This window comes from Alkalisalibacterium limincola (genome assembly GCF_008017755.1).
Taxonomy (GTDB): domain Bacteria; phylum Pseudomonadota; class Gammaproteobacteria; order Xanthomonadales; family Xanthomonadaceae; genus Alkalisalibacterium; species Alkalisalibacterium limincola.
The window spans coordinates 38,733-50,851 of the sequence record NZ_VRTS01000002.1 but is presented as its reverse complement, the minus strand read 5'-3'; the positions used below and the strand labels follow the sequence as shown (position 1 = coordinate 50,851).

12 protein-coding genes and 1 pseudogene are annotated in these 12,119 nt (G+C 70.8%); 6 read left to right on the top strand and 7 right to left on the bottom strand.

Going from position 1 to position 12,119, the window contains the following annotated elements; all coding sequences use genetic code 11:
* The first annotated feature begins 4 nt into the window (after positions 1-4).
* Positions 5-814 (top strand): general secretion pathway protein GspB, encoded by an 810-nt coding sequence (locus FU658_RS03205; protein ID WP_147890780.1) that lies wholly within the window; start codon positions 5-7, stop codon positions 812-814.
* A gap of 1 nt (position 815) precedes the next feature.
* Positions 816-1,514, top strand: a complete 699-nt coding sequence (locus FU658_RS03200) for a rhomboid family intramembrane serine protease (RefSeq protein WP_147890779.1) — start codon at positions 816-818, stop codon at positions 1,512-1,514.
* A 15-nt stretch (positions 1,515-1,529) separates the two neighbouring features.
* Here the strand turns inward: FU658_RS03200 and FU658_RS03195 are convergent, their stop codons facing one another.
* From FU658_RS03195 to gpmI, 4 genes are read right to left on the bottom strand one after another with little or no spacing between them, the layout of a single operon-like run.
* Positions 1,530-2,891 carry a S41 family peptidase gene (locus FU658_RS03195; protein ID WP_147890778.1) on the bottom strand — a complete coding sequence of 454 codons (1,362 nt, stop codon included), beginning with the start codon at positions 2,889-2,891 and terminating at the stop codon, positions 1,530-1,532.
* A 52-nt stretch (positions 2,892-2,943) separates the two neighbouring features.
* Positions 2,944-3,285 (bottom strand): murein hydrolase activator EnvC family protein, encoded by a 342-nt coding sequence (locus tag FU658_RS03190; protein ID WP_222708347.1) that lies wholly within the window; start codon positions 3,283-3,285, stop codon positions 2,944-2,946.
* Positions 3,234-4,091 (bottom strand): murein hydrolase activator EnvC family protein, encoded by an 858-nt coding sequence (locus FU658_RS03185; protein ID WP_147890776.1) that lies wholly within the window; start codon positions 4,089-4,091, stop codon positions 3,234-3,236. Before FU658_RS03185 ends, FU658_RS03190 begins: the two co-directional genes overlap by 52 nt.
* Before the next feature lie 47 nt (positions 4,092-4,138).
* Positions 4,139-5,662 (bottom strand): 2,3-bisphosphoglycerate-independent phosphoglycerate mutase, encoded by a 1,524-nt coding sequence (gene gpmI / locus FU658_RS03180; RefSeq protein ID WP_147890775.1) that lies wholly within the window; start codon positions 5,660-5,662, stop codon positions 4,139-4,141.
* Between the two features lie 120 nt (positions 5,663-5,782).
* Between gpmI and FU658_RS03175 the strand changes: the two genes are divergently transcribed.
* The 4 genes and pseudogenes from FU658_RS03175 to FU658_RS03165 all read left to right on the top strand — a co-directional run bounded on the left by FU658_RS03175 (position 5,783) and on the right by FU658_RS03165 (position 9,205).
* The gene (locus tag FU658_RS03175) at positions 5,783-6,445 is read left to right on the top strand and encodes a DUF4097 family beta strand repeat-containing protein (protein ID WP_255505383.1); all 663 of its coding nucleotides are present in this window, start codon (positions 5,783-5,785) and stop codon (positions 6,443-6,445) included.
* Positions 6,446-6,570: 125 nt separating this feature from the next.
* Positions 6,571-8,331, top strand: a complete 1,761-nt coding sequence (locus FU658_RS03170; protein WP_147890774.1) for a M28 family metallopeptidase — start codon at positions 6,571-6,573, stop codon at positions 8,329-8,331.
* Between the two features lie 325 nt (positions 8,332-8,656).
* A pseudogene (locus FU658_RS15920) lies at positions 8,657-8,791 on the top strand (hypothetical protein); the annotation flags it as partial.
* Positions 8,792-8,800: 9 nt separating this feature from the next.
* The gene (locus tag FU658_RS03165) at positions 8,801-9,205 is read left to right on the top strand and encodes a hypothetical protein (protein WP_255505381.1); all 405 of its coding nucleotides are present in this window, start codon (positions 8,801-8,803) and stop codon (positions 9,203-9,205) included.
* Between the two features lie 27 nt (positions 9,206-9,232).
* On the opposite strand, the gene FU658_RS03160 is transcribed toward FU658_RS03165, so the two are convergent.
* The 3 genes from FU658_RS03160 to FU658_RS03155 are packed head-to-tail and all read right to left on the bottom strand — an operon-like array spanning position 9,233 to position 12,068.
* Complete coding sequence (locus tag FU658_RS03160; protein WP_187265881.1) at positions 9,233-9,964, bottom strand: alpha/beta fold hydrolase; 732 nt, start codon at positions 9,962-9,964, stop codon at positions 9,233-9,235.
* Positions 9,913-10,167, bottom strand: coding sequence for a hypothetical protein (locus FU658_RS14270; RefSeq protein WP_187265880.1), 255 nt, complete (start codon positions 10,165-10,167; stop codon positions 9,913-9,915). The genes FU658_RS03160 and FU658_RS14270 overlap by 52 nt, the downstream gene beginning before the upstream one ends.
* Positions 10,164-12,068: a M1 family metallopeptidase gene (locus FU658_RS03155; protein WP_147890771.1), complete on the bottom strand. Its 1,905-nt coding sequence runs from the start codon at positions 12,066-12,068 to the stop codon at positions 10,164-10,166. Before FU658_RS03155 ends, FU658_RS14270 begins: the two co-directional genes overlap by 4 nt.
* Between the last annotated feature and the right edge of the window lie 51 nt (positions 12,069-12,119).

The window sequence follows — 12,119 nt, the reverse complement described above, 5'->3', positions numbered from 1 at the left end:
CGCGATGTCCCTGATCCTCGAAGCCCTGCGCAAGTCCGAGGCGCAACGGCGGCTCGGCCAGGCGCCGGACCTGCATTCACCGGTGGTCGCGACCGCCCCGCGCAGCCGCGTGCCACGCTGGCTGCTGCCGGCGCTGGCGCTGATGCTGGTCGGTGCCGGGGCCTGGTGGCTCGGACGCATGGCGGTTCCCGACCCGTCCAACGGCACGGCGACCGAAGCCGTGGTCGATCCGGTCGCGCTGCCGCTGGAAGTCGGCGAAGGCCTCGCCACCGGGCGTGGCGACACCGGCCTGGATGCGTCCCGCGCCTCGGCGGTGCCGGACCGCCCCGCCGCAGCGCCCGCTTCTCCACCACGCCCCGCACCCCGGCCCGTACCGGCGCCGGTGCCAGCCCCCGCTACGTCCGCCGTCGAGCCAACGCGGACCCCGGTGGCCGCAGCCGAGCCCGACCCGGCGTCGGTCGCTCCGCCAGCGCCCCGCGCGAGCGCGGCGACTCCGGTGATCGCCACTCCGCCAGCGCAGGCCGCCCAGCCGGCACCCGAAGCCGTCCCGCCGACCACGGCACCGGCCGCGGACGACGACGAGGGCCTGCTGCGCCTGGCCGACTTGCCCGCCGCCACTCGCGCCTCCCTGCCCGAACTGCGCATCAGCATGCATGTGTTCGCCGAGGATCCATCGCGCCGCTTCGCGATCATCGACGGCCGCCGCATCGGCGAAGGGGGCCTGCTGGAGGGCCAGGGCGTCGTCGAAGCGATCCGCCGCGACGGCATCGTCGTGGATTTCGATGGCCGCCGCGTGCTGCTGCCCCGCCCCTGACATGTTCGTCGGCATCCCCAGCCGCCGCCGCGTCGGGATCCGGTGGGCCACGCCACTGCTGGTCATTTCCGCGGTGGTGGCGTTCGTGCTGATGCTGCGCCCGGAATCGCAAGACGCGCGCCACGCACTGCTGCTGCGCTGGGGCGCCCTCTCCGGCGCGCTGCCCGAAGGTCTTTCGGGCTGGGTCGAAGCGGCCAGCAGCGGGCGCCTGCTCAGCCTGGTGAGTGCCCTGTTCATCCATGCCGACTGGATCCACCTGCTCGGCAACCTGCTGTTCCTGATGATCTTCGGACTGCCGGCGGAGCGGGCGATGGGGCCGTGGCGCTTCCTGGTGTTGTTCGTGCTCGGCGGCGCCCTGGCCAACCTGGCCGCCGCGGCGCTGATGGATGCGCCCAACCGCATCATCATCGGTTCCAGCGGCGCGGTATCGGCGGTGATCGGTGCCTACCTGGCGCTGTTTCCGCGCGCCCGCCTGGGCATCGTCGTGCCCCTGGGCCTGTTCCTGGAGTTCGTGCGCGTGCCGGCCTTCCTGCTGATCGGCCTGTGGGCACTGGTGCAGGGCATCTTCACCACGGTCGGCCCGGCCTTCGGCGCCGTGGCCTGGTGGGCGCACGTGGCCGGCTTCGGCTTCGGCATCGCGTTCGCGTTGTCGCAGCGCGATGCGGTGGCGCGACGCCTGCGCAGCGCCTGGGGGAGCTGAAGCGGGGCGGCTTTATCAGCCGCGCTGCTGCGCGCGACGGCGCGCGCGCGCGTCGGCCTGGGGCAGCGTGCCACCCGCCGAAAGCTGCTTGAGGGCGTCGAGCGCCGCCTCGATGACCCGGTCCTCGTCCTCTTCGTCGAGGCCTTCCTCGACCTCGGCCGGGTCGCGCCCCAGGTGCTGTGGCAGGTCGGATTCACGCAGGTTGCGCCGGCCCGCACCGTTTCGCGACACCACCGGCAGGTCCGGACGCAGGCCGCGGGCCTGGATGGAGGTGCCGTTGGGCGTGTAGTAGCGGGCGGTGGTCAGCTTCAAGGAGTCGCCGTTGTCCAGTGGCAGCAGCGTCTGCACCGAGCCCTTGCCGAAGCTGCGGTTGCCCATCAGCCGGGCACGGCCATGGTCGCGCAGCGCACCGGCGAGCACCTCCGACGCACTGGCCGTGCCGCTGTCGATCAGCGCGATGATCGGAGCGCCATCGAGCCGGTCGCCCGGCGAGGCACTGAATTCGGTGTTGGAGAAGGGAAGGCGTCCGCGGGTCGAGACGATGACGCCCTCGTCGATGAAGGTGTCGGCGATCTCGACCGCGGAGTTGAGCAGGCCGCCCGGGTTCGAGCGCAGGTCCAGCACGAGGCCGGACAGGGTTCCGCCGCTGGCTTCGGCGAGCTCGTCGAGCACGCGCACGACCTGGCGCGACGTGTCGGCCTGGAAGGTGCTGATGCGCAGGTAGCCGAAGCCCGGCTCGAGCAGGCGCGAGCGCACGCTGGCCACCTGGATGCGTTCGCGCACCACGCTCAGCGTGATCGGGCCGGGCTCGCCGTCGCGCAACACGGTGAGCTCCACCGCCGTCCCGGGCGGCCCGCGCAGCGTCTGCACCGCGCCGTCGACGTTGTCGGCGCGGATCGGCTCGCCGTCGATCTCGGTGATCACGTCGCCGCTGCGCAGGCCGGCGCGCGCGGCCGGCGTGTCGTCGATCGGTGCGATCACCAGCAGGCTGCGGTCGGGCTGCTGCTGCAGCTCCACGCCGATGCCGTCGTAGGTGCCGGTGGCCTGCTCGGTCATCGCCTCGGCCGCCTCGCGTTCGAGGTAGGCGCTGTGCGGGTCGAGGTCGGTGAGCAGGCCGCGGATGGCGGACTGCATCAGGTCGGCCTCGTCGACCTCCTCGACGTAGGCCTGCTGCACGGTGCGATACACCGACACGTAGCGCCGGATCTCCTCGATCGGCAGCGGCTCGGCCAACACCTGCCGTGGCCCGGCGGTCACCGGATCGGCGGGCGCCAGCTGGTCCGGCGGGGCCGGATCGGCCGCCCACGCGGGCCCCGCGGCAAGCGACGCGACGAGTACGACGTGGAGGGCGGAACCCGACAGCAGCAGTTTTGGCATGGACCGATTATGTGGGCCACCGCCCCCGGTTGCCAGCGCCGCCGGGCGCCGATCAGCGGCGCTGCAGCCAGCTGGCGGGGTCCACCGGCCTGCTTTCGCGGCGCAGCTCGAAATACAGCGCCGGCCGGCCCTGGGCACCTGAACTGCCGACGGTGGCCACCGGCTCGCGCGCCCTCACCCAGTCGCCGGCATCCTTGAGCAGGGCGTCGTTGTTCGCATACAGGCTCATCCAGCCATCGCCGTGGTCGACGATGACGATCAAGCCGTAGCCCTTGAGCCAGTCGGCGAACGCCACCCGGCCATGCGAGATCGCACGCACCTCGGCACCGGCGGTACCGGCGATCAACCAGCCCTGGGCCGCCCGGCCGTCGGGCATCGACCCGCCGAAGGCCACCAGCCGCGCACCATCAGCGGCCACGGCAACTGCCCACGCCGCTGCGACAGTGGCGTGGCGTCGTCGAGCTGCCGGGGCACGTCGGCCAGCACGTCGCGCAGCTGTTCCAGCAATTTCCCCAGGGCCTCCTGGTCGCGGCCGAGCGCGGCGATGCGTTCGGCACCGGCCTGGTGGCGGGCTTCGAGTTCGGCCACCACGCCGGCACGCTCGCCGCGCTGCGCCTCGAGCTCGGCGAGCTGCTGCTGCTGCCGCAGCTGGCTGGCGGCCAGGGCCGTACGGCGCTCGCGCACCTGCTCGGAAAGCTCCGCCAGCACCTGCAACTCGTCGAGCAGGCCGCGGATGCGCTCGCTGCGATCCTCCTGCACGTAGCGGTGGTAGGCCAGCACCCGCGCCAGGTCGCCGATGCGGTCCTGGGCGAGCAGCAGCTTGAGCTGTTCGTGGCGGCCCAGGGCATAGGCCGAGCGCACCAGCGCCGCAAGCGCCTCGCGCTGGCCGGAAAGCCGCGTTTCCAATGCGCTGGCCTCGGCCTCGAGCTCGCGCAGGCGTCCTTCCTGGGTGGCGATGCCCGCCTCGGTGTCGCGCAGTCCGCGCACGGCGGTTCCAACCGCGGCATCGGCCTCGCGCAGGGCCTGGGACGCACTGCTGCGCTGGCCTTCCAGGCGCTGCTGGGCCTCGGCCAGCTCGCGAAGCTCCGAGCGTATCCGTTCGAGTTCGCCCTCCGCGCGCGCCTCCTCGCGGGCGCGCTCCTGGGCCGATTGCGGCGTCTGCGCGGGAAGACCGGCCAGCGGCACGAGCAGTGCGAGCACTGCCAGCACAAGCCAGGCGCGCGGCCTGGAGGGGGCCCGCACCGCGTTCAGGCCAACGCCACCAGCGACCGGCCACTCATCTCGGCCGGTGCCTGGATGCCCATCAGGGCCAGCACGGTCGGCGCCACGTCGCGCAATGCCCCACCCCCACGCAAGCTCGCGCCGCGCCCCACGTAAACCAGCGGGACCGGTCCCACGGTGTGCGCGGTGTGGGCCTGCCCGGTCCCGGGATCGCTCATCTGCTCCAGGTTGCCGTGGTCGGCGGTCACCAGCAGCTCGCCGCCCACCGACGCGACCGCCGAGCGGATCTCGCCCAGGGCGACGTCGACCGCCTCCACGGCCTTGATCGCCGCAGCCAGCACCCCGGTATGGCCGACCATGTCGGGGTTGGCGATGTTGCACACCACGACATCGTGGCGCTGGCTGTTGATCGCCTCGACCAGCTTGGCGGTGAGTTCCGGCAGGCTCATCTCCGGCTGCAGGTCGTAGGTGGCCACCCGCGGGCTCGGCACCATGATCCGCTCCTCGCCCTGCAGCGGCTGCTCGCGCCCGCCGGAGAAGAAGAACGTGACGTGCGCGTACTTCTCGGTTTCGGCGATGCGCAGCTGCTTCAGGCCGTTCTCGGCCAGCACGTCGCCCAGCGTGTTGCGCAGGTCCTCGGGCGGATACGCCACCGGTGCCGGCAGGCGCGCATCGTATTGGGTCAGGCAGACGAAGCGGGCCAGGTCCGGACGGCGCGTATCGAAACCCTCGAATTCCGGATCGACGAAGGCCGCGGAGAGCTGGCGGGCGCGGTCGGCGCGGAAGTTCATGAACACGACGGCGTCGCCGTCGGCCATCGGCTGGCCGTCCCCGATCACGGTCGCGGCGACGAACTCGTCGTTCTCATCGCGCGCGTAGGCCGCCTCGAGCGCCTGCAGCGCCGTCGCGGCCTGCTGTTGCCCCCGACCCTCGACGATCGCGTCCCAGGCGGTGCGCAGGCGGTCCCAGCGCTGGTCGCGGTCCATCGCGTGGTAACGGCCGCATACGCTGGCGATACGCGCATTGCCGAGCCGCTCGCAGGCCGCCTGCAGCCGCTCCAGGCTCGCGCGTGCCGAGCGCGGCGGCATGTCGCGACCATCCAGGAAGGCGTGCACGGCCACCCGGGCCACGCCCTGCGCCTTGGCCATGTCGAGCATCGCCAGGATGTGGTTTTCGTGGCTGTGCACGCCGCCCGGGGACAGCAGGCCCATCACGTGCAGGGTGTGTCCATCGGAGACCGCCGAACAGGCCGCCACCAGCTCCGGGTTCCGGGCGAAGCTGCCGTCCTCGATCGCGGCATCCACGCGGGTGAGGTCCTGGTAGACAATCCGTCCCGCGCCCAGGTTCATGTGCCCGACTTCGGAATTCCCCATCTGCCCGTCCGGCAGGCCGACGTGCCGCCCCTCGGTGTGGATCAGGGTATGCGGGCATTCCTCCAGCAAACGCCGCCAGTTCGGTGCATCCGCCTGGGCGATCGCGTTGTCGGGGGCATCCTCGCGATGGCCCCAGCCGTCCAGGATCAGCAGCACGATGGGTTTGGGTCGGCTCACGTCGGCTCCGTCGTTGCGTCGGGGGGTGCATTCCGGCACGGGAAACGCGGCGCGGAAAGGTCGATTGTATCCAAGCCGGCCCCAATGCCGGCCCAATCCAGCGTTCCAGGGAGGATTCGCATGAAGAACATCATTCTCAGTCTGGCGATCGGCGCCATGGCCATCGGTCCGGCCATCGCACAGCCGCAGGACATCAGCAAGGTCAATGGCTCGGTCACCGCCGAGGCGGGCCAGGAGTACGGCAAGCTCAGCACCGTCAACGGATCCGTCCGCATCGAGGCCGATGCCACCGTCGGGGCGGCCAGCACCGTGAACGGCGCGATCTCCATTGCCGACGGTGCCCGCGCCAGCGGACTGGAAACGGTCAACGGTGCGGTGCGCGCCGGCGACCGGGTCGAAGTGTCCGGCGACATCGAGACCGTCAACGGGGCGATCACCTTCGGCCAGGGCAGCCGCATCGGCGGCGACGTGGGCACGGTCAACGGCCAGATCAAGCTGGTCGGGACCGAGGTCAACGGCGGAATCAAGACCGTCAACGGCGGTGTCGACCTCGGCCCGGGCACGCGCGTGGATGGCGACCTGACCGTCGCCGAGGCACCGCGCCGACTGATCAGCTGGGGCAGCCGCGAAAACCGCACGCCGACGATCATCATTGGCCCGGACAGCGAGGTGCGCGGCCGCCTGGTGTTCAAGCGCGAGGTCGAACTGCACGTCCACGAGAGCGCCCGCATCGGCGAGGTCGAGGGCGCGCAGCCGCAGCGCTTCAGCGGTGACCGCCCCTGAGCTGTCGCCAGTCGCGGAAGCCTGTTTGCTTTCCGATCAATGCGTTACACAGTAACAGCCGGCCCGGCCACGGGCCGGTTGTGGCTACAATCGGGGGATCATTCCGCCGAGGGAACCCACGCACAATGACCACACCGAAGCTTCGCACCGCCCTGCTGGCCGCACTGGCCGGACTGGGACTGGCCGCCTGCTCCAGCGAAACGCCGCCGGCCGGCACCGAGACCACGCCAAGCCAGGCCGACGCGCCCGCGGTTGCGGAAGGCACCGCGCCGCCGAGGGGCCCAGCGAACGGCGCCCTGCCGCCCGTCGAAGGCCACGAGTTCAGCAGCCAGATGCGCGAGGAGGACTTCGCCGCGCACGTGCAGACGCTGGCCTCCGACGAGTTCGAGGGCCGTGCCCCGGGCGGCCGCGGTGAAGAGTTGACGATCAACTACATCCGCGAGCATTTCGAGCGCATCGGCCTGGAGCCCGGCAACGGCGACAGCTGGTACCAGACGGTGCCGATGGTCGAAACCACCGCCGCCCCCGACACCACGATCGACCTGGTGATGGGTGAGGAGACCCGCACGCTGGCCTCCGGCAGCGAGATGGTGATCGGCACCCGCACCGGCCAGTCCACCGTCAGCGTCGAGGACAGCGAGCTGGTGTTCGTCGGCTACGGCGTGAATGCGCCCGAGCAGAACTGGAACGACTACGAAGGCCTCGACGTCGAGGGCAAGACGGTCGTCATCTTCGTCAACGACCCCGGCTTCCACATCGACTCGGACATGTTCGAGGGCGAGCGGATGACCTACTACGGTCGCTGGACCTACAAGTACGAGGAAGCCGCCCGCCAGGGCGCCGCCGCAGCACTGATTGTTCATGACGACCGCGGCGCGGGCTACGGCTGGGGCGTGGTGGAGAACAGCTGGACCGGCGCGCAGTTCGACCTGCCGCCCGACGTCGACACCGCCCCGCGCCTGCCGCTGCAGGGCTGGATCAGTGCCGACGTGGCCCGCGACCTGTTCGCCCATGCCGGCCTGGACCTGCAGGAGCAGTACACCGCCGCCGGCACGGCGGGCTTCACCGCGGTACCGCTGGACGCGAAGCTCAACGCGACGGTCGAAAGCGTCAGCCGCCGCGGCGAGTCGCCGAACGTCATGGGCCTGCTGCGCGGCAGCGAGAAGCCCGACGAGGTCGTCGTGTACATGGCCCACTGGGACCACCTGGGCCGCGTGTTCGGCGGCGTCGGCGACCGCATCTACAACGGTGCGATCGACAACGCCACCGGCGTGGCCGCGCTATTGGAGATCGCCGCCCAGATGAAGGCCGCGGAAGAGCCGCCCAAGCGCTCGGTGCTGTTCCTCATGGTGACGCTGGAGGAGTCGGGCCTGCTGGGCTCGGCCTACTACGTCGCCGATCCGGTGGTGCCGCTGGAAAAGACCGTCGCCGCGATCAACATCGACGCGATGCTGCCGGTCGGGCAAACCACCGACTTCATCGTCGTGGGCAAGGGAAACTCGGAGCTCGAGGACATCCTCGAGCCGCTCGCGGCGCTGCAGAACCGCACGCTGGTGCCGGAGGCCGCGGTGCACGCGGGCTACTACTTCCGCTCCGACCACTTCAACTTCGCCAAGGCCGGCGTGCCCGCGCTCTACGCGAAGGGCGGCACCGAGCACGTCGAGCACGGCCGCGAGCACGTGGCGGCGATCGAGGAGGACTACCGGGTCAACCGCTACCACAAGCCCGGCGACCACTTCGACCCCGAGTGGGACCTCAGCGGCGTGATGCTGGACCTGCAGGCGCTCTACGGCGTGGGCTGGGAGCTGGCGAACTCCGATCGCTGGCCGAACTGGTACGAGGGCAACCCGTTCCGTGCCGCCCGCGAGGAAATGATGGCCGACTGAGGACAGTTCCCCGGTCGAGACCGACGACGGCGCCTGCGGGCGCCGTCGTCATTTGCAATGCCGGCCCGCTGTCGTAGGATCGACGGGTGGCCCGGGACAGCGCCCGGGAAAGGAGAGCCTGCATGCCCCCCGCACCCTCGCGCAATATTGCGCCCCCTCTGCTCGCCGCCATCGCCCTGGCCGTCCTCCTGGCCGGCTGCCAACGCGAGACACCCGACGATCGCACCGCCGCACCGGCCACGCAGCCGGCGCCGGCCGCCACGCCGGACATGCCCCCCGAGCCCATTGAACCGCCGGTCGTGGCCGACGTCCGCCAGACCTACCTGTGCGGGGAGATGCGCATCGAAGCGCGCTTCTCCCCGCAGGGCGTCCTGCTCGACATCAGCGGCCGCGAACTCCACCTGCCGCAAACGTCTCCGCCTCCGGTGCCCGCTACGGCGAAGGCGATCCCGAGTTCTGGACCCGCGGCGTGGACGAGGCCCGGTTGACGCTCAACGGCGAGACCTTCGACTGCACCGCGCTGGACGCGGATGCGCGCTCGCCCTGGGCCGAAGCCCGTGAACGCGACGTCGGCTTCCGGGCCGTGGGGAGCGAGCCCGGCTGGCATGTCGAAGTGGACATGGGCGAGGCGCCGCAGATGCGCCTGGCGCTCGATTACGGCCAGCGCGAAGTGACGGTGGAACGCAGCGAGCCGTTCACCGGCGACAACGGCGTCACCGGTTACCGCGGCGAGGTCGACGGCGAGGCGGTCGAACTCACGATCCGCCGCGAGGACTGCGCCGACCCGATGAGCGGGGAAGCGTTCGAGGCCAGTGCGACGCTGGACTTCGAAGGCGACACCTACCGGGCTTGTGGTCGTTTCCTCTGGGACTGAGCCGCCCTTACCCGCCCGCGGACGTGCCTATTCGGCGATGAAGGCCCGCAATGCCGCGGCCACGCGGCGTGGCTCCTCCATCAACGGCATGTGGCCGCAGCCTTCCAGCACCACCTTGCGCGAATCCGGCAGGCCCGCGGCCATGATGTCGGCCGCGGATACGTCGATGACCTGGTCCCCTCGGCACCACAGCAGCAGTGTCGGCTGTTCGATCCGGCCCAGCTGCGCCTGCAGCGCGAAGGCCTCGGGCCCTCGCCCGACCCGGTCCAGCACGTCGGACTCGAAGCCGGCATCCGCCGCACGGCGGCGCACCATCGCGGCATCGACCGGCCAAGGCACCCAGGGCGGGTCGCTGAACACGAGATCCAGCTGGCGCTTGAGCTCCTCGCGCGAGGTGACCTGGAACGGGTTGCCGCCCTGCAGCACGAGGCGCGCGAAATCGTTCTCGCTGAACTCCACGCCGGCGGCGGACATGAGCACCAGCCGCGGGGCCAGGTCCGGGCGCCGCACGGCGAGCAGCCCGCCTATGTGCCCGCCCATCGAATGCCCCACCAGCACGACCGGACGGGCGCCCAGCGTATCCAGCCAGGCCTCCAGACGCGCGGCCTGGGCGACCACGCCGTAGTCCCCACCCTCCACGCGCGAGCTTTCGTTCCAGCCCGCCAGGTCGGGTGCGAGCACATGGAAGCCGTCGCCCAGCTCGGCCATCAGGGGCAGCCAGTTCTCCTTGCTGCCGGTGAAGCCGTGGACCAGCACCACCAGCGGCGCGCGTTCGGGCCGGACGCCAGCACCGACCAGCGATGGCCGGCGGCATCGATTTCGAACCGGTCGGCCCCGGCGGCAGCGCGTTGGCGCGCAAATTCCGCCTCCAGCGCCAGCTCTGGCCGCCAGGCCAGCAGCGCAAGCACGCCCACCAGCAGCACGAAGAGGGCTGCCAGCGCGCGTCGCCGTGGCGGGCTCAATCCGCCGACTCCGGCCCGGCCAGGACCGCCTCGACCGAAGCGATCGTGATCGGGTGGTAGCCCGGGCGCGCCTCTTCGAAGACCTGGCGGGCGAACGCCCGCCCTTCCTCGGACTGCGCCAAAGCCTGGTAGCTCGGCATGATCAGCTTGCGTCGGCCGTTCTTGCGCAGGAACGCCGCCAGGGCTGGACGCGCCTCGAAGTAGCCGCTGCGCACGGTCAGCGGATACCAGCGCTCGGCAAGCTCGCCGTTGGCGGTACCGGTCAGGCCGAAGGCCTCGTCGAGCTCGATGAGCTGGTTCGGCTCGAGCTCGCGGGGCAGGCCTTCCAGGAAGTGGATCCACTCCTGCGTCGACCATTCCCCGGAGTCGAGCTCACGCGCCGCCTGTTCGCTCGACAGCCAGGCCGAGCGCGCGGCGTCGACCGCGTCGAAGCGCTCGCTGCGCGTCACCGGTGCCGAGTCCGGGATGCCGCTGCCATAAAGCCACTCCTGCAACTCGTCCTCGCTGATCGCCTCGGGGTGGGCCGCCATCAGGTGCTGGCGGAAATAGGCGATGAAGTCGTCGCTGGAGATGCTCTGGAAGGCGAAGTGGTCGAAATAGCCGCGCAGGAAGCCATCCAGCGCCTCGCGCCCGACGCGCTCCTCCAGGAAGTACAGGAACCAGGCGCCCTTGTCGTAGGCCACCGCGGAGAGCGCGTCGTCCGGATCCTGCCCCGGCAGGGGTGCCCTGACCAGCCGCTGCTCCTCCTCGTCCATGCCCTGCATCACGCCGCGCACGCGGTTCTTGCCGATCACCCGGATCATCGCGGCCCGCTCCGTGCCATAGACCGCTTCGACGATGCGGTTCTCGACATAACGGGTGAAGCCCTCGTTGAGCCAGAAATCCTTGGCACTGGCATTCGTGACCAGGTTGCCCGACCAGCTGTGCGCCAGCTCGTGGGCGATCAGGGCGGTCAGCGACCGATCACCCACGATCACCGTCGGCGTGATGAAGCTCAGCCTCGGGTTCTCCATGCCGCCGTAGGGGAAGCTGGGCGGCAGGATCAGCAGGTCGTAGCGCTCCCAGCGGTAGGGGCCATACAGCGCCTCGGTCACTTCGATCATGCGCTCGGTGTCGATGAACTCCTCGACCGCCGCCTGCACGACCGAGGGCTCGGCCCACACGCCGGCTCGCGCTGAAATCGGCTCGAACACCACGTCGCCGACCGCGATCGCCATCAGGTAGGCGGGGATCGGCTGCGGCATGACGAAGCGATAATCGCCCGTGCGCCGTGCCTGCGGGTCGTTGTCCGCGCTCATCAGCGCCATGAGTTCCGCCGGCGTGCGGATGCGGGCACTGTAGGTGAAGCGCACCGAAGGCGTGTCCTGCAAGGGCACCCAGCTGCGCGCGTGGATGGCCTGGGACTGGCTGAACAGGAACGGGTGCTCGCGGCCGGCCGTCATCGACGGCTCCAGCCACTGCAGACCCGACGCGCCGGGCGAGGTGCGGTAGTGCACGCGGACCAGGTCGTACTGCCGCGACATGCGCACCACCATGCGGCTGCCGAAGACCGGGTCATGCGGCTCGATGGTGTGGCGCAGGCGGCGCCAGGGGCCATCGCCATTGCGGCCCACGACGCGCTCGACCTCGAGCTCGCGCGTATCCAGGTGCAGCCGGCGGTAACGCGGGTCCTGCCAGTCCAGGTGCAGGTCGACGAAACCCGCCAGTCGCCGCTCCTCGAAATCGACCGCGAGGTCGAGATGCAGGTGGCGTACCCGGACCCGGTCGGGCTCGGCATGGGAGTGCTCATCGGCGCGACGGCTGGTGTCGACCGCCTCTCCCGCGACCGTGGCCTCGGAAGCGTCGGCCAGCAAAGGGGCCGGGAACAGCAGAGCAAGCGCCAGCAGAAGGGTCCGGGTCATGAGCGTGTGTCCGTGGGCAATAACCTGAGTTTAACAGTCTGACCCGACCCT